This is a genomic window from Massilia glaciei (assembly GCF_003011895.2).
Lineage (GTDB): Bacteria > Pseudomonadota > Gammaproteobacteria > Burkholderiales > Burkholderiaceae_D > Telluria_A > Telluria_A glaciei.
Genome location: NZ_PXWF02000034.1, coordinates 1 through 18,289, shown reverse-complemented (window position 1 = coordinate 18,289; position 18,289 = coordinate 1). Strand labels below are relative to the sequence as shown.

General features: G+C 69.2%; 17 protein-coding genes. 3 read left to right on the top strand and 14 right to left on the bottom strand.

The genetic code is table 11. The features are described 5' to 3' along the window. Nucleotides 1-46: 46 nt before the first annotated feature. From C7C56_RS02505 to C7C56_RS02440, 14 genes are all read right to left on the bottom strand, one after another. Nucleotides 47-1,327 carry a diguanylate cyclase gene (locus C7C56_RS02505; RefSeq protein ID WP_106755925.1) on the bottom strand — a complete coding sequence of 427 codons (1,281 nt, stop codon included), beginning with the start codon at nt 1,325-1,327 and terminating at the stop codon, nt 47-49. Nucleotides 1,328-1,475: 148 nt separating this feature from the next. Further along, nucleotides 1,476-1,916 (bottom strand): response regulator, encoded by a 441-nt coding sequence (locus C7C56_RS02500; RefSeq protein WP_229457930.1) that lies wholly within the window; start codon nt 1,914-1,916, stop codon nt 1,476-1,478. A gap of 237 nt (nt 1,917-2,153) precedes the next feature. Further along, nucleotides 2,154-2,879 (bottom strand): hypothetical protein, encoded by a 726-nt coding sequence (locus C7C56_RS02495; RefSeq protein ID WP_146204251.1) that lies wholly within the window; start codon nt 2,877-2,879, stop codon nt 2,154-2,156. After that, nucleotides 2,867-4,042, bottom strand: coding sequence for an acyltransferase family protein (locus tag C7C56_RS02490; protein ID WP_106755922.1), 1,176 nt, complete (start codon nt 4,040-4,042; stop codon nt 2,867-2,869). The genes C7C56_RS02495 and C7C56_RS02490 overlap by 13 nt, the downstream gene beginning before the upstream one ends. 13 nt (nt 4,043-4,055) lie before the next feature. Further along, nucleotides 4,056-4,730, bottom strand: a complete 675-nt coding sequence (locus tag C7C56_RS02485; protein ID WP_146204250.1) for an ABC transporter permease — start codon at nt 4,728-4,730, stop codon at nt 4,056-4,058. Then, nucleotides 4,727-5,623 (bottom strand): ABC transporter ATP-binding protein, encoded by an 897-nt coding sequence (locus C7C56_RS02480; RefSeq protein ID WP_106755920.1) that lies wholly within the window; start codon nt 5,621-5,623, stop codon nt 4,727-4,729. The genes C7C56_RS02485 and C7C56_RS02480 overlap by 4 nt, the downstream gene beginning before the upstream one ends. Then, nucleotides 5,605-5,967 carry a GntR family transcriptional regulator gene (locus tag C7C56_RS02475; RefSeq protein ID WP_106755919.1) on the bottom strand — a complete coding sequence of 121 codons (363 nt, stop codon included), beginning with the start codon at nt 5,965-5,967 and terminating at the stop codon, nt 5,605-5,607. The genes C7C56_RS02480 and C7C56_RS02475 overlap by 19 nt, the downstream gene beginning before the upstream one ends. Nucleotides 5,968-6,182: 215 nt before the next feature. Continuing rightward, the gene (locus C7C56_RS02470; protein WP_106755918.1) at nt 6,183-6,776 is read right to left on the bottom strand and encodes an SRPBCC family protein; all 594 of its coding nucleotides are present in this window, start codon (nt 6,774-6,776) and stop codon (nt 6,183-6,185) included. A gap of 73 nt (nt 6,777-6,849) precedes the next feature. Continuing rightward, the gene (locus tag C7C56_RS02465) at nt 6,850-7,440 is read right to left on the bottom strand and encodes a dual specificity protein phosphatase family protein (RefSeq protein ID WP_229457928.1); all 591 of its coding nucleotides are present in this window, start codon (nt 7,438-7,440) and stop codon (nt 6,850-6,852) included. A 53-nt stretch (nt 7,441-7,493) separates the two neighbouring features. Further along, nucleotides 7,494-8,624, bottom strand: a complete 1,131-nt coding sequence (locus C7C56_RS02460; RefSeq protein WP_106755927.1) for an MGDG synthase family glycosyltransferase — start codon at nt 8,622-8,624, stop codon at nt 7,494-7,496. An 82-nt stretch (nt 8,625-8,706) separates the two neighbouring features. Then, nucleotides 8,707-9,501 carry a substrate-binding periplasmic protein gene (locus C7C56_RS02455; protein ID WP_229457926.1) on the bottom strand — a complete coding sequence of 265 codons (795 nt, stop codon included), beginning with the start codon at nt 9,499-9,501 and terminating at the stop codon, nt 8,707-8,709. Nucleotides 9,502-9,613: 112 nt separating this feature from the next. Further along, nucleotides 9,614-10,537, bottom strand: a complete 924-nt coding sequence (locus tag C7C56_RS02450; RefSeq protein ID WP_106755917.1) for an ABC transporter permease — start codon at nt 10,535-10,537, stop codon at nt 9,614-9,616. After that, on the bottom strand, nt 10,534-11,514 hold the full coding sequence (locus C7C56_RS02445; protein ID WP_106755916.1) for an ABC transporter permease: 981 nt from the start codon (nt 11,512-11,514) through the stop codon (nt 10,534-10,536). The genes C7C56_RS02450 and C7C56_RS02445 overlap by 4 nt, the downstream gene beginning before the upstream one ends. Nucleotides 11,515-11,521: 7 nt before the next feature. Then, entirely contained in the window at nt 11,522-13,210 is a 1,689-nt protein-coding gene (locus tag C7C56_RS02440) for an ABC transporter substrate-binding protein (protein WP_106755915.1), read from the bottom strand. A 220-nt stretch (nt 13,211-13,430) separates the two neighbouring features. Between C7C56_RS02440 and C7C56_RS02435 the strand changes: the two genes are divergently transcribed. From C7C56_RS02435 to C7C56_RS02425, 3 genes are all read left to right on the top strand, one after another. Then, nucleotides 13,431-15,347 (top strand): C13 family peptidase, encoded by a 1,917-nt coding sequence (locus C7C56_RS02435; RefSeq protein ID WP_106755914.1) that lies wholly within the window; start codon nt 13,431-13,433, stop codon nt 15,345-15,347. Nucleotides 15,348-15,387: 40 nt separating this feature from the next. After that, on the top strand, nt 15,388-16,452 hold the full coding sequence (locus C7C56_RS02430; protein WP_106755913.1) for a uroporphyrinogen decarboxylase/cobalamine-independent methonine synthase family protein: 1,065 nt from the start codon (nt 15,388-15,390) through the stop codon (nt 16,450-16,452). Further along, nucleotides 16,449-18,289: PAS domain-containing sensor histidine kinase (locus C7C56_RS02425; RefSeq protein ID WP_106755912.1), on the top strand; the 1,841-nt coding region annotated here is incomplete at its 3' end. The genes C7C56_RS02430 and C7C56_RS02425, both read left to right, overlap by 4 nt.

Genomic DNA, 18,289 nt, shown 5'->3' with positions numbered 1-18,289 from the left:
CGCGCGTCCCGCGCGCGCGGCGCCGGCGCCGCGGCCGCCGGCGCGCTCACTGCGCGTCCCCGGGGCGCGAGGCCTTGACCGTCCGGTTGCGCCCGCCCTGCTTGGCCGCGTACAGGGCGGCGTCGGCGCGCCCAACGAGCGAGGCGAAGTCGCTGCTGTTGTCGTTGACCTGGGCCAGCCCGATGCTGACCGTGAAGGCGATCCCGGTGTCCTCCCACGGCACCACCTTGGCCGCGATCTCCCTGCGGATGCGTTCGGCGAGCTCGTGGGCCGCCGCCAGCGGCGTCATCGGCAGCATGATGGCGAACTCCTCGCCGCCGATGCGCCCGACCGTGTCGGTCGAGCGCAGCAGCGCGGCGCAGCGGCTGGCCACGGCCCGGATCACGCAGTCGCCGGCCGGGTGGCCGTAGGTGTCGTTGACGCGCTTGAAATGGTCGATGTCGAGCATCAGCAGCGAGAGCGGCTTGGTCGAGCGGCGGCGCCGCTCGATCTCCCGCTCGCCGAGCGCCATCAGGTGGCGCCGGTTGGCCACGCCGGTGAGCGAATCGGTCACCGACAGGCGCCGCAACTCCTCCTCCATGGCGCGCCGCTCGGTGACGTCGGCGTGCACCGCGACGATGTGGCTGACGCGCCCGGCCTCGTCGTAGACCGGCGCACACGAGACGTCGTGCCAGCGCAGCGCGCCGCCCGGCTGCGCCAAGCTCAGTTCGCCGCGCCAGCTGTCGCCGCCGAGCACGGCGTCGCGCACCGAGCCGCCGCCGGCCTGCGCCTGGGCCGTCAGCAGGAACGGGATCTGGCCGAGCAACTGCTCGCGCGCGACGCCGCTGTCGGCCGCGTAGGCGGCGTTGACGTACTCGATGCGGGCCTCGGCGTTGGCGATCACCACCGCCGCCGAGCTGCAATCGACGGCCGCCTTGAACTTGCGCAGCGACTCGTTGGCGCCGCGCAGGGCGGCGTTGGCCGCCACCAGCGCCAGGTGGTTCTTGACGCGCGAGCGCACGATGGCCGGCGCGAACGGTTTGGTGATGTAGTCGATCGCGCCGGCGGCCAGGCCGCGCTCCTCGTCGCTGTCGGCGTCGGCGCCGGTGATGAAAATGACCGGGCTGTCGCGCGTGGCCGGGTCCTCCTTGAGCTGCACGCAGGTCTGGTAGCCGTCGAGCCGCGGCATCATCACGTCGAGCAGGATCAGGTCGGGCCGGTGGTGCGCGGCCAGTTCGAGCGCGCCCAAGCCGTCGTGCGCGAACACCACCCGCGCCATGTCCTGCAACAGGTTCTTGAGCAGCCTGACGTTCTCGATGGCGTCGTCGACGATCAGGATCAATTGCATGGCGCGGCCTTCGGAAAGGGGGAGAGGGTTTTCTATGGTGAAATTGTAATCGAAGCCACCCGAAGATGGACAACTTTTGCGTCCACGCAAGGCGTGGCCGTGGGCGCGCGCAACAATGCGGGCCGGGCGGCCGGGCCCGGCGCGCCGCCTAGGCGGCGGGGCCGGTCCGTGCCGCGTGCGCCAGCGCGGATTCGACCGCGGTGAGGAACTCGTCGAATTTGAACGGCTTGGTCAGGTAGCCGAAGAAACCGGCCTCGAGGCCGTCGCGGATCTGGCGCGGGAACGCGTTCGACGACAGCGCGATGACCGGGATGGCGGCCGTGAGCGGGTCGCCGCGCAGCAGTTTCATGGTGTCCATGCCGCTGATGCCGGGCAGGTTGATGTCCATGAGGATCAGTTCCGGCAGGCGCGCGCGCGCCAGCGCGATGCCGGCGTCGCCATCGGCGGCCGAGACCAGCGCCAAGTCGGCGCGGCGCCCGAGCAACTGCGTCACGAGGGCCAGGTTGTCGGCGTTGTCCTCGACGTAGAGCACGGTGCGGACCGGGCCGGGGGGCATGTTGCTGTGCGCGTCTTCTGGGGTGGTGGGCATTGGCTCCTTCTTCGCTGCGGACTGGGATGGGTGCGGGATTGCCCCTCTGAAATTCCATTTCAGAAATATACCAGTTGGGCTTTCGGCGGCGGCGGGTAAATGGTGACAAATTGTATTATTTGCCCCCCCTTGTCCATGCACCCAGCGCCCGGTTGGCAGGCTCCTGGCAGCCTGTCGACCTTTGGTCCGCAATCGAAGTCGGATCGATCGCATTCCGAGCCCGTATTGCTCCAGTAACTATTTGACCTGCGGCCTGGCAAAACGCGCCGGATCGATGCGCACATTGAGTTCGGCCGCGTCGACCACAATCGACATCCGGTCCTTGGCGCCGGTCAGCCCTATCTCCATCCGATGCGCAATGCGCACGCCGTCGACCAGACGGTAGTCGCTGCTGAAGATGTCGATCGACTTCATCGCACCCATCACCAGCCCCGGTTGGGTGCGCTTCACTTCCAGGAAGCTGCCCGCATCGAGCCAGATGGTGGCCGCACTGCCATCGGCCCGCGTCACGCCAAGCGCGTGGGCTGGCTTGCCGTCAACCGTCGCGGGGCCGGCATAGGCCAGCTTGACGCCCTTGGCGGTGGAGCCGACCAGGATGCCGTCGAAATCGGCTTCGTCCGCCAGCGCCTTCGCCTCCAGCGCGGGCAAGGGTGCAGGCTTCATGCCGCCGGGGACGAAGGGATCGGTCATCCACGACTGTTTGCCATCGTATGCGGTGACCTGGACGCTGCCCTGGATCGTTACGTCCTTGCGCATCAGGGCCGGGCGGCTCGCCTCGACCACCAGCGGCAGCGCGAACGGTGCGAGGCCGATCAAGCGCATGCGCAGCCGGCGCGACTGCACCTTGCTGACCGGACCCATCGCCTGGGCGTGCTTGTCGAGCAGGGATTGCAGCGTGGGCGCCGGATTGGCATGCGAGGAAGGCGAGGCCAGCAGCATGATAGACAGGATCAATGTGCGCATGATGAACTTTCAAGGTTTGAGTTAGTGGGAGATGCGGCCCTTTTGCGGCCGTTCAGGATGGCGCCCACCACGGTGCGCCGGACAAACAAGGAATAGCTGCCAAGCATGAGCGGGAATGCCGCCGCCAGGATCACTGCGAATTTGGCGCTCCAATGCCACGCCAGCTGCGCCACCATGCCTTGCAACAGCACCACCAACGGCAGGTGGACCAGATAGATCCAGTACGAGGCATCGGCGAGATAGCGGCGCACGCGGCCGTAGGCGCTGAGGAAACGCTGCGCCATGCCAATCAGCGCCAGCGCCCAGCTCCACGCGCCAAGGCTGTAACTGGCCGCATACGCCAGTTTCATGCTGCCTTGGGGAACTGGCATCAGCAGTGGCGCCGCGCCGGCCTGGAACAGGCAGAACGCGGTGCAGCCGCAGGCAAGCAGGAGATTGAAGATCCAGTGCCGTTTCCAGATGCCCAGCGCTTCCCGCTGGCGCTGCGCCAGCCAGCCAAAGGCGAAGGCGACGCCATAGCCGGCAATGGCAGGCAAGTTTGGAAGCCAGCCATGGTCCGGCGTGGGAATGCCGAACCACATCATCCAGTAGGGATGCAGGTACAGGCTTAGGCAAAGCGGCGCGGCCAGCGGCACGACGGCCCAGGGCCGCAGCAGGAGCCGGGCGATCCGGTTGGCGCCTGAAAGCGCAAGCAGGGGGTGGACGAGCGCGATCGCCATATAGGACAGCGCCAGCAGGTACAGGAACCACAAATGGATCAATGGAAAATACGCGAACGTCACGCCATCGATGGCGGTTGCGGGCATGCCGGCCGCGGCCATCAGCGCCACGAACAGGATCGGCCAGCCGACGACCAGCGGCACGCCAATGCGGCGCAGCCGGTCCTTGAAGAAGGCCGCAGCGCCGAGATTGTCAAAACTCAGACGCGCCACAAAGCCCGCAACCAGGAAGAAGGTGGTCATGCGCAGCATGTGGATCACGAAAAATGTCGCCGACAGCAGCACGCTGCCCTCGCTATCGTCCACCAGCCACAGGCGCGGGCCGGGGAAAAACGACATGGTGGCGTGCAGGACCACGCCCAGCAGCAGGGCGAAAGCGCGCACGGCGTCCAGGGCGTGCAGGCGTGTTTGGCCCCCTGCCAAAGTGTATTTGTCAGTTTGCATGGCGGCGGGGAGCTTAGATGAAGTCGGTCTTGCGCGATTGCAGCCACAACGTGGCGGCCAGCAGGATTAGGGAGATCGCAATTTCGCTGCCGATAAACAGTAGCGCAGGCTCGCTCCAGACGATCATTTCGGTGTTGATGGTCGATTTGATGGCCGGGATAGTCGAGGCGCCGTACATGACGCCTTGCAAACCCAAATTGCCAGCGATTTGCACGACAATTGTCCATTGCATCGACTCGGTCACGAGCGCCACGCACAGGATCAGGACCGCCGTTGCGGCAAGGTAGCCGAACAGAATTACAGCGTACGGAATCAGCCCGTCCGGCATCGATGGACGCACAGAAATCATTCCCAGCGTGCCACCGAGCAACAGCAAGAATGGCACGAAGAACAGCAGCAGGTTGGCCAGCACCTTGGTCCAGGTGTAATCGGTGGGCGTGATTGGCATGCTCATGACAAACGCCAGGGTTTGTTCCTTGCGCTCGCCGACGACCGTCGCCATGGCCGGATGAAAGCCAAGCGCGATCATTGCGGTGATCAGCAGCACGCTGGCGGCGTAAAAGAAGGCATGCCGTTCGACGCCCATCATGCCGATCGCCACCGCGCCCACGAGCATGTAGAACAGCACCGGCATCATCACCAGGCGCACGTCTTTGCGGATCAGGATGCCCAAGATTCTCATATTCATTTCGCTGCCTCCTCGCGGCGGCCATTGACCGTGTTGACGAAAATTTCTTCCAGGCTCATCGTTTCAATGGCGTGGATGGTGGCGCCCGCCGCATTGCAGGCATGGGTGATCGCATCGCTGAAATTACTGGTCGTGAGGATGCGGCTGCGTCCCTCGCCGGCCAGTGACACCGTGCCGGGCAGGGGGGGCAGGGTGCCGCGGGGCGGCAGGTCCAGCCGCACGCGGCGCCAGCGTTCCAGGTAACTCTCCTTGTCAGCCGAATCGACAATCCGGCCCCGGTCGATAAACGTGATCGCGTCGGCGATTTGCTCCACATCGCGGGTGTTGTGCGAGGAAAACAGCACCGTGCGTTCTTCGTCGAGCATGACCGACATCAGTTCGGACAGCACTTCGTGGCGCGCGACAGGATCGAGGCCGGTGGTTGGCTCGTCGAGCACCAGCAAGCGGGGGCGGCGCGCCAGCGCCAGCAGCAATGCTGCCTTGACGCGTTGTCCATGCGACAGGCCCTTGATTTTCCGATCGGCTTGGAGATCGAAGCGGCGCAGCAAGGCTTCGGCGTAGTTGGGGGCCCAGCCCGGAAAAACGGACGCGACCAGATCCATGTGCCAGCGCAGCGTGGGTGCGCCATAAAGGCGCAGGTCTTCCGAGACAAAACCGATCCCGGCCTTGGCAAGCACCTGTTGCGACGGCATGTCGTGCCCGAGCACCTCAACGCTGCCGCTGTCCTGCTCAACCAAGCCCATCAGGATGCGGATGGTGGTCGATTTACCCGCGCCGTTGGCGCCCAGAAAGCCCATGATGCTGCCCTGGGCCAGCGTCAGGTCAAGCCGGTCGAGCGAGAAATGGGGATAGCGCTTGCTTACGCCGCGCATCTTTACTGCCAATTGGTCCATTGGTCATCCTTCCGTTGATTGATTGCCGCGTCGAGGCGGACTTTGATGGTGTCCGGCGCCAGTCCCAGCATGTGGCCCAGGCGCGCAGCCTCGTCGAGCGCGCGCTCCAGTTGCCGCTCCCACATCGCGGTGCTGAGCGTGGGGTTGTGCGAGACGATCGAACCGCGGCCTTGCTGGGTCAGGATCACGCCTTCGCGTTCCAGTTCCAGATAGGCACGCTTGACGGTGATGACACTGACGCTCAGGTCGGCGGCCAGTTGCCGAATCGACGGTATCTCCGCACCCGCCTGCCAGTCGCCGGCCGCCACCTTGTGGCGGATCTGCTCGATGATCTGCAGGTACATGGGCCTGCCATCGGTCTGGGATATGGTGAATGTACTGTGTATGCTCATATACACAGTACATACAGTATGCTCGGAGGCGCAAGTCGCTTGTGGCGGAAATCAAACTCGTCGGCTGGCGGAGGTGCGAAGTGCGCGGCTATTCTTTTTTGAATAGTGAATGAAGTATCAATACAAATTTGAATAGCGCGCGAAGAAGTTGCATGTCAGACAGGCTGCTAGCGCGCCAGTTTCGCGCGCAACGCGTCCATGGTCTTCGGAATGCTGTCCTTGCTCATGCTGTCGACGATCCAGCCGAGCCCGAAGGGCACCGGCCCAGGATCGGTGTGGACCGTGTAGTTGACCATGGTTTTCCCCTCTGCGCCCTGGTGCGGCGCCAGTTGCCAGCTGCCGCTGGTGGCGACGATGGTCTCCTCGGGCTTGAGGCCGTCCCATGGGACCATCTTCCAGGCCAGCTGGCAGGCGCCGGGCCCGGTCCTGGGCGTCATGCGCAGCCGGTATTTCTTGATTTTGCCCATCGGCAGCTTGAGCGTGAAGTCGACCAGCGCGCCGCCGGCCTCGGGCGCGACCCTGACCGCCTCGACGTTGGGCATCAGCCCCGGATAGCGCGGGTAATCCTGCAGCACGGCGCAGATGGCGGCCACCGGCGCGTTGATGATGGTGGCGGCGCTGAACGACTTGCCGGGCCGCCCGGCGGTGCTGGTGTCGGTGACCACGGTGGTGGTGTCGGACGGGACGGCCGGCGCGGGCGCGCCGTGGGCGGCGCCGGCCGCCAGGGCCAGGCACAGCAGCGTAAGGGGAATGGCGCGCATGGCGGGCTCCTGGTGGTTGCTTTGCTTGCTTTGGTTGCTAAGGGGGCCGCGCCGGCCGCGGTTGCCGTGGCGGTTACGGTTGTTCGGCGCGGGCCCGGATCCGGTCGATGTCGACCCGCTGCACATAGCGCTCGATGTTGGTCCAGATCGCGTGGTAGCCGTAGCCGCCGTTGCGCAGTTCGTGCATCGCCTGCTGCCTGGTCCAGCCCTGGTAGGCCATGCGGTACATCGCCGAGATCAGGCCGGTGCGGTCGGCGCCGTGCAGGCAGTGCAGCAGCACCGGGCCGTCCTTTTCGGCGCTGCGGACCGCCCGCAGGGCGGCGACCACCTGGGCGTCCTTGATGTCCCAGGTGTTGATGCGCACCTGGACCGTCCTGATCCCGCTGCCCTTGAGCAGCTTGGTGTCGGAGTGGAAGGCGCGCAGGGTGACCACGGTCTTGATGCCGAGCGCCTTGGCGCGTTCGACGTCGGCCGTCCCCAGCTTGGCGCTGCGGAAGAACGTCGGCGTGATGCGGTACAGGTTGGCCGCCCGCTCGATCGGGGCGGCCCATTCGGCGGGTCGGTCGGGCTCGGCGGGGCGGTCCGGTTCGGCCGCCATGGCGGCGGGGGTTGGGCAGTGGAGCAGGAGCGCGCTCGCGAGCAGCAGCAGGGGGCGAATTGGCATGGGCGTGGCGTCGGTTGGTGGAAGGGGGGCAGGGGGAGCGGGAGCGGGAGGTTTCAGGCGGGCGCGTGCGCCAGCACGCGTTCGAGCACGCGCCGGCCGGCGTCCGGGCGGCCGAGCCGGCGCGCGCGCTCGCGCATGGCGGCCAGCGCGCCCGGGTCGGCCAGCAGGTGGCGCACCCGGAATTCGAGCGTGGCCGCGTCGAAGGCCTTGAGCGCGACGCCCTGCTCGAGCAGGTAGTCGGCGTTGCGCTCCTCCTGCCCGGGAATCGGCGAATTGACGATCATCGGCAGCCCCAGCGCCAGGCATTCGGAGCTGGTCAGCCCGCCCGGCTTGGTGATGACCAGGTCGGCGCAGGCCATCAGGCGCTCGACCTCGTCGGTGAAGCCCTGCGCCAGCAGGCGCCCCGGATGGCGTTCGGCGAGCGCGCGCAGCGCCGCCAGCGCCTGCGCGTTCCTGCCCGCCAGGACGATCAGCTGGAACTCGCCGCCGAGCGCGAGCAGCCGTTCGGCCACCTTATCGAGGCTGCCCAGGCCGGCGCCGCCGCCCATCAGCAAGATGGTGGCGCGGGCCGGGTCGAGCCCGAAGCCGGCGGCGCACTCGGGGCGCGCCGGCGCCTGGCCGAACGCGGGCATGATGGGGATGCCGGTGACGACGATGCGCGCGGCGTCGATGCCCTGGTCGCGCAGGCGGAAGGCGACCTCCTCGTTGGCGGCGAAGTAGCCGGCCATGTGCTCGTGCACCCACATCCGGTGCAGGTCGAAGTCGGTGACCTGGACCCAGACCGGCACCGCAAGGCCCTGTTTGGCGATCGCGCGCGAGAGCAGTTCGGCCGGCAGGAAATGGGTGCAGATGATGGCGTCGGGGCGGCGCAGGGCGATTTCGCGCAGCAGCGCGCGCGTGTTGAGGCGCTCGAGCGCGCGCCGCATGCGCTCGACCGCGCCGTCGCGCTCGGCCTCGTTGGTGGCGTGGTAGACATAGCCCCACAGCGCCGGCGCCTTGTTGACCAGCTTGATGTAGAAATCGGTGTAGAGCTTGCGGAAACCGGCGGTGACGTAGTCCATCACGTCGAGGTGGGTGGCCTCGGCCGCGCCGCCGGCGTCGGCGAAGGCGCGGATCGCCTCGGCCGCGCGCATGTGGCCGGCGCCGGCCGACACGCTCAGTAAAAGTATTTTTTTCCGGGTCATCAGGGCGCCGTCCAATCAGTTGTAATCATGCAAACCTGATCAGAATACCATCCGTTCGCGCCAAACGCCACTGCTCGCCGCTTCAGGTTCCGGCGCCGGCCGGCGCGCGCGCGCCGTCGGCCGCGGCGCGCACCTTGTCGATCGCCTTGTCGATCCGCTCCATGAGCGCCGGCGCGACGTCCTTGCCGCACACGAGGTGGCGCGCGAGCCCGGCCGGCATGTCGGCGAAGTCGTGGCGCAGGGCCTCGCGCACGCCCGGTTCGCGCCCGCTCAGGTAGGCCAGGTCCTCGCGGTCGATGAACATGAACGAGACGCGGCCGGCGGCCAGCATGCGCATCATCCGGGTCGGGATCACGGTGCGCCGGTCGATCCGGTTGCCGCTGGCGGCGATCAGGGCGTCGAGCCGGGCGCCGTACGAGACGCCGTCGACGACCCCGAGCGTGAGGCCGGGGTCGGCCAGCAGCGCGCGCAGCGTGGGGTGGGCGCGCACCCGGGCCGCGGCGCCGGGCGCGACCAGGATTGTGTGCGGCAAGTCGGTGTGGAGCGGCTTGCTGTACTGAGCCACCCGCTCGCGCCCGGGCAGGCGGTACCAGCCGATCGAGCAGTAGTTGGGGGTGCCGTTGTCGAGGTTGGCCCAGATGCGCTTGGCCGGCTCCATCACGAACTGCGCCTCGATGCCGGCGCCGGCGAACACGGCCTTGGCGCGCGCGAGCAGGAAGCCGCGCTCGACGCCGTTCTCGGTGTGGTGGTAGGGCGCCTTGTCGCGCCAGGCCACGGTCAGCGGCGCGGCGGCGGCGAAAGCCGGGGCGAGCGCGGCGGCGAGCGCGGCGGCGGGCGCGGCTGCGAGCGTGAACCAGGCTGTGATCGGTCGTTTCAAGGGCGCCTCGGGAGCGATGGGGGGCGGGCGGCCGCCGGGGCCGGACGTGTCGCTTCAATACTATCAAACATCGGGCCGCCTGCCCACCTGATTCGGCGGCCCCCTCAGCCCCTCAGTGCGCCTGCAGGCGCGGGTTGAGCACGTCGCGCAGCTGGTCGGCCACGAGGTTGATCGCCACCACCGTGGCCAGCAGCGCCAGGCCGGGGAAGAAGCTGATCCAGTATTTGCCCGAGAGCAGGTACTGGAAGCCGTTGGCGATCAGCAGCCCGAGCGAGGGCTCGGTTACGGGCAGGCCCAGCCCGAGGAACGACAGGGTGGCCTCGAGCGAGATGGCGGCGCCCACCTGCAGCGCGGCGACCACGACCAGCGGCGGCAGGCAGTTCGGCAGCAGGTGGCGCAGCACGATGCGCGCTGGGCGCAGTCCGAGGCAGGCGGCCGCCTCCATGTACTCCTTCCGGCACTCGACCAGCGCGGCGCCGCGCGCGGTGCGCGCATAGTATGCCCACTGCACCGCGACGAGCGAGATGATGATCTTGTCGACGCCCGGCCCCGACACCGCCAGCAGGATCAGCGCGATCAGGATCGGCGGGAACGACAGCTGCATGTCGGCGGTGCGCATGATGACGCTGTCGGTGCGCCCGCCCGCGTAGCCGGCCAGCAGCCCGAGCGCCATGCCGAGCGTGAGCGCCAGCGCGGTGCTGGCCACCCCCACCAGCACCGAGATGCGCACCCCGTACAGGATGGCCGAGATCATGTCGCGGCCCTGCTCGTCGGTGCCGAGCCAGTAGGTCATGCCGCCGTCGGCGGCGCGCTCGCCCGGCGCCAGGCGCGAATCCATCAGGTCCAGGCGCGCCAGGTCGTACGGGTCCTGCGGCGCGATCAGGGGCGCGAACAGGGCCGCGAGCACGATCAGCGCCAGCAGCGCCAGGGCGGCCACGGCCAACCCGCTGGCACGGTAGTGGCGCCAAAAGCGCGCCGCCGGCGGCTCGTCCGGCAAGGGTGGCGGCAGCGGCGCGAGGGCCGGGCCGGCGCTCACCGTGCGGCCCCGCGTTTGAGGCCGACGCGCGGATCGAGCGCCGAGTAGGCGATGTCGACGGCCAGGTTGATCAGGATGAACAGGGTCGTGATCAACAGCAGGTAGGCCACGATCACCGGCCGGTCGAGGACCCGGATCGAGTCGATGATCAGCTTGCCCATGCCGGGCCAGGCGAACACCGATTCGGTGACGATGGCGAACGCGATGATGGCGCCGAACTGCAGCGCCAGCACCGTCACCACCGGGATCATGATATTCTTGAGCACGTGCACGCCGATGATGCGCGCGTTGCGCAGGCCCTTGGCGCGCGCGAACTTGACGTAGTCCTGCAGCAGCGCCTCCCGGGTGCCCGAGCGGGTGAGCCGGATCACCAGCGCGATATTGAACAGCGCCAGGTTGAGCGCCGGCAGCAGCAGGTGGCGCATGCCCTCGGCCGACAGGAGGCTGACCGGCACCCCGAGCAGCAGCGTGGTCGGGCCGCGCCCGCTCGAGGGCAGCCAGCCGAGCACCACCGAGAACACCATGATCAGCATCAGGCCGACCCAGAAGGTGGGCAGCGAAAAGCCGAGGATCGAGCCGGCCATGATCGACTTGCCGAGCAGGCCGTCGGGCCTGAGCCCGGCCAGCAGGCCGAGCGGGATGCCGAGCGCGATTGCCATGAGCAGCGCCACCAGCGCCAACTCGAGCGTGGCGGGCAGGCGCTCGAGGATCAGGCCGACGGCCGGCGCGCCGTACACGAACGAGTTGCCAAGGTCGCCGCGCAGGGCGTTGCCGGCGAAGCGCAGGTACTGCTCCCACAGCGGGCGGTCGAGGCCGAAGGCGGCGATGGTGCGGGCCCGTTCGAGCTGGTCGGCGTCGGGGCTGATCAGCACGTCGGCCGGATTGCCGACCGCGTACACCCCGGCGAACACCAGCAGCGACATGAGCAGCAGCACGAGGGCGCTTTGCAGCAGGCGCCGCACGATGAAGACGAGCACCGCCCGCTTACCGCTTGGTGAAGAACTGCGCCAGGGTGCGCTCGTCGGTGCGGGCCTGGTACACATAGCCCTTGCGGGCGGCCCAAGTCGTGACCTGGTGGTGCAGCGGGATCAGGGCGACGTCCTTGACGGCCAGCGCGGCCGCGTTTTGCAGCAGCGCCAGGCGCAGCTTGCTGTCGACCGTGCCCATGGCCGTGACCAGCATGGCGTCGAGCCTGGCGTTGCAGTACCGGGTCCAGTTGAAGCCGCCGAAGCCCTTGGCCGGGTCCTCGCAGGCGAGCAGGCTGCGCAGCGTGGTCGAGCTCTCCCCGGTCTGCGCGCCCCAGCCGAACAGGTAGGTCGAGAACTCGCGCTTGGCGCCGCGCGCCGAGAACACCGCGATCGGCAGGCCCTTGACGCTGGCCTTGATGCCGACCCGCGCCAGCATCTGGGCGATCGCCTGGGCGATCTTCTCGTCGTTGACGTAGCGGTTGTTGGGGGTGTGCAGGGTCAGGCCGAAGCCGTCCGGGTAGCCCGCCTCGGCCAGCAGCTTTTTGGCCCCCTCGGGATCGTGGGTGGTGGTCAGGAGCGCCGGGTTGTGGCCGAACATGCCGGGCGGCACCAGGTTGTTGGTCGGATCGGACAGGCCCTCCATCACGCGCGCCTTGATCAGGTTGCGGTCGATCGCCATCGACAGCGCGCGCCGCACCCGCAGGTCCTGCAGCGGGTTTTTGGCCAGCGCCGCGCCGTCCTTGGCGGTCACGAACGGCGACGGCGCGCGCGCGGCGTCGAGCGCGAGGAAGATCAGGCGGTGCGAGGTCTTGGTGTAGACCTCGAGGTCGGCCCTGGCGCGCACCCGTTCGAGGTCCGGCGTGGGCACGTGCTCGATCGCCTGCACGTCGCCCGCCAGCAGCGCCGCCACGCGGGTGGCGCCGTTCGGGATGAAGCGCAGCGTGACCTTCGACCAGTCCGCCTTTTTCGGGCCCCAGTAGTCGTCGAAGCGCGCCAGCTCGACCCGGTCGTCGCGCTGGAATTTGACGAACTTGAACGGGCCGGTGCCGACCATGCCCTTGCCCGAATTGAAGGCCTCGCTCGACAGGCCCTGGGTCGCCTTTTTCGAGACGATGAACACCGACGTCAGGTCGGCCAGGATCAGCGGATGGGCCTGGCGCGTGGTGAAACGGATGGTGTGCGGGTCGATGATCTTCTTGGCCACGATGGCGCTGGTGAAGGAGTCGAACTTGCCGGGGCTGCCGACGATGGTGGCGGGGCGCTCGACCGACCAGAGCACGTCCTCGGCCGTCATTTCGCTGCCGTCGTGGAATTTGACGCCCTTGCGCAGCTTGAACTCCCAGTGCAGCTTGTCGACCAGCGTCCACGACAGCGCCAGTCCGGGCCCGACCCGGCTGTTCGCGTCCATCTTGGTCAGGGTCTCGAACATGTGGTTCGAGACGTTGATGTTGGGCACCAGGTTGTTGAAGTGCGGGTCCATCGAGGTCGCCGGCGTGCTCATGGCCAGCTTGAACTCCTGGGCCGCCGCCGGCGCCGCGGACAGGGCCAGCGACAGCGACAGCGACAGCGACAGGGGCAGAGACAGCGCCAGGGACAGCGCCAGGGACAGCGACGGGGCCAGGGAACGCTTAAGGGAGCGCTTGAGGGAGCGCTTGAGGGAACGCTTGAGGGAGCGCGCAAGGGCGCGCGTGCATCGCAGATTCATCCAGGTCTCCGGGGGCGTTTTATTTGCCTTGGAGTATAACGAATAATGCCTGTGCAAAATGTCGCATTTTTTCTTGCTATCAAGAATTGTTGCGATTGACTGAAACATCATCCTCACATACCCTGCAAGCAGCGAGCCGCGCGCTTGCCGCCGGCTGTCGCCGTTTTTTTTCGGCAGGCGCCCCGCGCGCGACGAATCACTCTTTGCTAATATCGTATCCATGACTCATCGCCTCGCCCTCCCGCGCGCCGCCTCCGCGGCGCGCACCTTGCTCGCCGGCGCGGCCGCGCTGGCGCTGCTGGCCGGCCCGGCGGCGGGCGCGCGCCCCGACGCCGTGCTGCCCGACGGCGCGACCTACCACGGGCAGCTGCGCGACGGCCGGCTGCACGGCAAGGGCCGGCTGGCCTGGGCCAACGGCGCCTGGTACGAGGGCGCCTTCGAGCGGGGCCTGTTCGAAGGCGCGGGCCAGCACCGCACCAGCGCCGGCGCGCTGTACCGCGGCAGCTTCAGGCGCGGCCTGATGGACGGCCCGGGGCGGCTGGCCGGCGCCGACGGCGCGGTCTACGTCGGCCAGTTCGCGCGCAACGAGTTCAATGGCGTCGGACGCAAGACGGTGCCCGGGCGCGGCGTCTACGCGGGCCAGTTCCGCGACGGCCAGTACCACGGCCTGGGCCAGTGGAGCGGCGCCGACGAGCGCTACGCGGGCCAGTTCAGGCGCGGCCGCCCGCACGGCAAGGGCGTGATGCGCTACAACGCCGGCGGCATGTTCGCCGGCGAATTCGCCGACGGCGTGTTCCACGGGGGCGGAAGATACGAGAAGGCCGACGGCCAGACCTTCGTCGGGCAGTTCGTGCGCGGCGCCTTCACCGGCCAGGGCGAGTACCGCGGGGTCGACGGCATGCGCCACACCGGCCTGTTCGTCGACTGGACCCCGCATGGGCGCGGCAAACTGGTCGACGGGCGCGGCGACAGCTACGAGGGCCTGTTCGAGCAGGGCGAGCCGGGCGGGCGTATGCGCTACGCCGGCCGCGACGGCAGCGTCTACACGGGCGCGATCAAGTACGGCAAGTTCGACGGGCATGGCGTGCTGCGCTGGCCTAACGGCGACCGCTACACGGGCAACTTCGAGTTCGGCCTGCCCGAGGGCGAGGGCGTGATGCGCTACGCCAAGGCGCGCGCCGACGGCAGCACCGAACGCAAGGGCCTGTGGCGCAACGGCGAGCCGGCCGACCCCGGCGACCAGGACCGCGCCGGCGCCGCCGTCGAGACGGCCATCTACACCCAGCGCGCGCTGCTCGACAAGGCGCTCGCGGCGCTGCTGCCCGAGCGGCCCGGCGCGATCGACATGTACCTGATGGCCGTCGGCGGCGACGGCGCGCAAGAGGTGTTCCGGCGCGAGACCGACTTCGTGCGGGCCCAGTTCGAGCGCGATTACGGCACCGCCGGGCGCTCGCTGGTGCTGGTCAACAGCCGCAACACGCTGGCCACGGCGCCGCTGGCGACGGTGGCGGGCATCGGCGAGGGCCTCGCCGCGCTGGGCGCGCGCATGGACAGGGACAACGACATCCTGTTCCTGTTCCTGACCAGCCACGGCTCGCCCGGGCACGAGCTGGCGCTGCAGCCGCCCGGGGTCGCGGTGCGCCAGCTGGCCGCCGCCGAGCTCGGGCGACAGCTGCGCGAGTCGGGCATCCGCTGGAAGGTGGTGCTGGTGTCGGCCTGCTACGCGGGCGGCTTCATCGACCATCTCAAGGACGAGCACACGCTGGTGATCACCGCCGCGCGGCGCGACCGCACCTCGTTCGGCTGCGCCGACCAGAACGACTTCACCTATTTCGGGCGTGCCTTCTTCAAGGAGGCGCTGCCGCACAGCGCCTCGTTCACCGAGGCCTTCGAAAAGGCCCGCGCGCTGGTGCGCAAGTGGGAGGCCGACGACGCCATGGGTGACAGGGGCGGGGGCGGGGGCGTGGGCGGGGGCGGGGACGGGAACAAGGGCAAGGGCGGGGGCAAGGGCGGGGGCAAGGTCGCGCGCGGGGCGCCGGCCAAGGTCGAGCATTCCGAGCCGCAGATGCACCAGGGCGCGCTGGTGGGCAAGCAATTGGCGGCCTGGCGCGCCCAGCTCGCGGCGGGGGCCAAATGAGGCGCGCCGCGGCGGGGCGCCGCCGCACGCGGGGCGCGCGATGATCATCCCGACCGAGCCGATCGGCAGCATCCCGCGTCCGCTGGCGCTGATCGCGGCGGCCGGCGCGCACGCCGAGGGCGACCCGGCCCTGGCGCCGCTCTACGAGGCCGCCATCCGCGACACGATCGCCCGGTTCGAGGCCACCGGCTCGCCCGTGATCACCGACGGCGAGCAGCGCAAATACCACAATTTCTGGACCTACTGCGTGCACGGCCTGGCCAACACCGACGCCGCCGGCTTCCAGATCCCGTTCACCGACGGCCACGTGCGGCGCATGCCGCGCCTGACGGCCGGCCCGTTCCGCTACATGCGCTACGCCGACAGCTACCTCGAGCAGGCGCTGCGCCACGCCACGGTGCCGGTCAAGCAGGCCATCATCTCGCCCTCGGCGCTGAGCCTGATGTACCCGGCCGCGGGCATCGCCGGCTACAGCCGCGACCAGTTCATCGAGGATCTTCTGCGCGAGCACGAGACCGAGATCCGGCGCTGCCTGGACGCCGGCGCCTACAAGGTGCAGATCGACTTCACCGAGGGGCGGCTGGCGGTCAAGCTCGACCCGACCGGCGGCCTGCTCAACAGTTTCATCGACCTCAACAACCTGGCGCTGTCGCGCTTCTCCGACGCCGAGCGCTCCCGCATCGGGGTCCACACCTGCCCTGGCAGCGACCGCGATTCGACCCCCAGCGCCGACGTCGACTACGCCGATCTGCTGCCGAGCCTGTTCGAGCTCAAGGTCGGCAGCTTCTACATCGCGCTCGCGGGCGAGCCGGACCGGGTGCGCGTGCTCGAGATCATCCGCGGCCACCTGCGCCCGGGCATGCGCATCTTCGTCGGCGTGGTCAACCCGATCGACCCGCGCGTCGAGAGCGCCGAACAGGTGTGCGGGCGGGTGCTCGAGGCGGCCCGCTTCATCCCGCCCGGACAGCTCGGCACGACCGACGACTGCGGCTTCTCGCCGTTCTGCGACGACACCACGACCACCCGCGAGACCGCGTTCGCCAAGATCGGCGCGCGGGTGCGAGGCACCGCGATGGCGGCCGCCATACTGGGAGCGCGGGCATGAGCGGGCAGGGCGACGAGGCCGACCTGCTGCGCTCGGTGGCGCTGCAGAACGCGCAGAGCATCCTGCAGGCGCGCCAGCGCGCCGAGGAGGCGCTGCTGCAGGCCAAAGCCGAACTCAAGGACAAGACCGAGCAGCTGGCCGCCTCGCTGGCCAATATGCGCGCCACGCTCGAGTCGACCACGGACGCCATCCTGGCGGTCGACGCCGGGTCCCGGATCACCGCCTTCAACCGCCGTTTCGTCGAGCTGCTGGGGGTGCCGCCGCAGGCCATGGAGGACGCCGACCACGCGCGCGTCTGCGCGCTGGTGAGCGCGCGCTTTTGCGATCCGGACGCCTACCTCCGGCGTGTCGGCCAGATCGAGGAATCGGCCATGGCCGACAGTTTCGACGAGCTCGAACTGGCCGACGGGCGCGTGCTCGAACGCTTCTCGCAGCTCCAGCACGCCGGCGCCGAGGGGCGCGGGCGGGTCTGGAGCTTCCGCGACATCAGCGAGCGGCGGCGCGCCGAGACGGCGCTGCGCGAGGAGTCGCGCGCGCTCGAACGGCTCAATAGAACGGGCGCGATGCTCGCCTCCAAGCTCGACGTCGCCGAGCTGCTGCAGGCGGTCACCGACACCGCCACCGAGATCAGCGGCGCGAGCTTCGGCGCGTTCTTCTACAATACGGTCGAGGCCGGCGAGGAGCGCCTGATGCGCTACACGCTGTCGGGCGCGGCGCGCGAGGTGTTCGAGAAATTCGGCGCGCCGCGCCCGACCGCGCTGTTCGGCCCGACCCTCAGCGGTGCCGCGCTGATCCGCTGCGACGACGTGCTGGCCGACCCGCGCTACGGCCTGATGGCTCCGCACAAGGGCATGCCGAAGGGGCACCCGGCGGTGCGCAGCTATCTCGCGGTGCCGGTCATCTCGCGCTCCGGGGAGGTGCTCGGGGCGCTGTTCTTCGGCCATCCCGAGCCCGCCGTGTTCAGCGCGCGCACCGAGCATCTGGTGGTGGCGGTGGCGGCGCAGGCGGCCGTGGCGATCGACAACGCGCGCCTGTACGAGTCGGCGCGCCAGGCCGCCGCCGAGCGCGAGCGGCTGCTCGCCTCGGAGCGGGCGATGCGCTCCGAGGCCGAGCGCATGAGCGCGCTCAAGGACGAATTTTTGGCGACCCTGTCGCACGAGCTGCGCACCCCGCTCGGCGCGATCCTCGGCTGGGCCCAGATCCTGCGGCGCGGGCGGCGCGGCCCGGCCGACATCGACAAGGGCCTGGCGACCATCGAGCGCAACGCCCGGGTCCAGGCGCAGCTGATCGAGGACCTGCTCGACATGAGCCGCATCAGTTCGGGCAAGGTGCGGCTCGAGGCGCAGCCGATCGACCCGGCCGGCCCGATCGAGGCCGCGCTCGAGACGGTGCGCCCGGCGGCCGAGGCGCGCGGCATCACGCTCGAGGCCGAGCTCGACGCGCTGGCCGGCCCGGTCTCGGGCGACCCCAACCGGCTGCAGCAGATCGTCTGGAACCTGCTCTCGAACGCGATCAAGTTCACCCCGCGCGGGGGGCGGGTGCTGGTGCGCCTGGCGCGCGCCGGCGACCAGGTCGAGATCAGCGTGGCCGACACCGGCGCCGGGATCGAGCCGGCGTTCCTGATGCACGTGTTCGAGCGCTTCCGCCAGGCAGACGGCTCGACCACGCGCAGCTACGGCGGGCTGGGCCTGGGGCTGTCGATCGTCAAGAGCCTGGCCGAGCTGCATGGCGGCACGGTGCGCGCCGAAAGCGCGGGCTGCGGCTGCGGCGCCACCTTCACCGTGTGCCTGCCCCTGGCCGCGGCCGGCAGCGCGCGCGCGCCGGCGCCGGTGCCGGC

What these genes read in the sequence shown, in the direction of transcription:
- C7C56_RS02470 (WP_106755918.1), bottom strand. Translation starts at nt 6,776, where the DNA reads ATGCGCGCCATTCCCCTTACGCTGCTGTGCCTGGCCCTGGCGGCCGGC.
- C7C56_RS02460 (WP_106755927.1), bottom strand. Translation starts at nt 8,624, where the DNA reads ATGACCCGGAAAAAAATACTTTTACTGAGCGTGTCGGCCGGCGCCGGC.
- C7C56_RS02430 (WP_106755913.1), top strand. Translation starts at nt 15,388, where the DNA reads ATGATCATCCCGACCGAGCCGATCGGCAGCATCCCGCGTCCGCTGGCG.
- C7C56_RS02440 (WP_106755915.1), bottom strand. Translation starts at nt 13,210, where the DNA reads ATGAATCTGCGATGCACGCGCGCCCTTGCGCGCTCCCTCAAGCGTTCC.
- C7C56_RS02480 (WP_106755920.1), bottom strand. Translation starts at nt 5,623, where the DNA reads ATGGACCAATTGGCAGTAAAGATGCGCGGCGTAAGCAAGCGCTATCCC.
- C7C56_RS02490 (WP_106755922.1), bottom strand. Translation starts at nt 4,042, where the DNA reads ATGCAAACTGACAAATACACTTTGGCAGGGGGCCAAACACGCCTGCAC.
- C7C56_RS02465 (WP_229457928.1), bottom strand. Translation starts at nt 7,440, where the DNA reads ATGCCAATTCGCCCCCTGCTGCTGCTCGCGAGCGCGCTCCTGCTCCAC.
- C7C56_RS02495 (WP_146204251.1), bottom strand. Translation starts at nt 2,879, where the DNA reads ATGCGCACATTGATCCTGTCTATCATGCTGCTGGCCTCGCCTTCCTCG.
- C7C56_RS02505 (WP_106755925.1), bottom strand. Translation starts at nt 1,327, where the DNA reads ATGCAATTGATCCTGATCGTCGACGACGCCATCGAGAACGTCAGGCTG.
- C7C56_RS02500 (WP_229457930.1), bottom strand. Translation starts at nt 1,916, where the DNA reads ATGCCCACCACCCCAGAAGACGCGCACAGCAACATGCCCCCCGGCCCG.
- C7C56_RS02485 (WP_146204250.1), bottom strand. Translation starts at nt 4,730, where the DNA reads ATGAATATGAGAATCTTGGGCATCCTGATCCGCAAAGACGTGCGCCTG.
- C7C56_RS02435 (WP_106755914.1), top strand. Translation starts at nt 13,431, where the DNA reads ATGACTCATCGCCTCGCCCTCCCGCGCGCCGCCTCCGCGGCGCGCACC.
- C7C56_RS02475 (WP_106755919.1), bottom strand. Translation starts at nt 5,967, where the DNA reads ATGTACCTGCAGATCATCGAGCAGATCCGCCACAAGGTGGCGGCCGGC.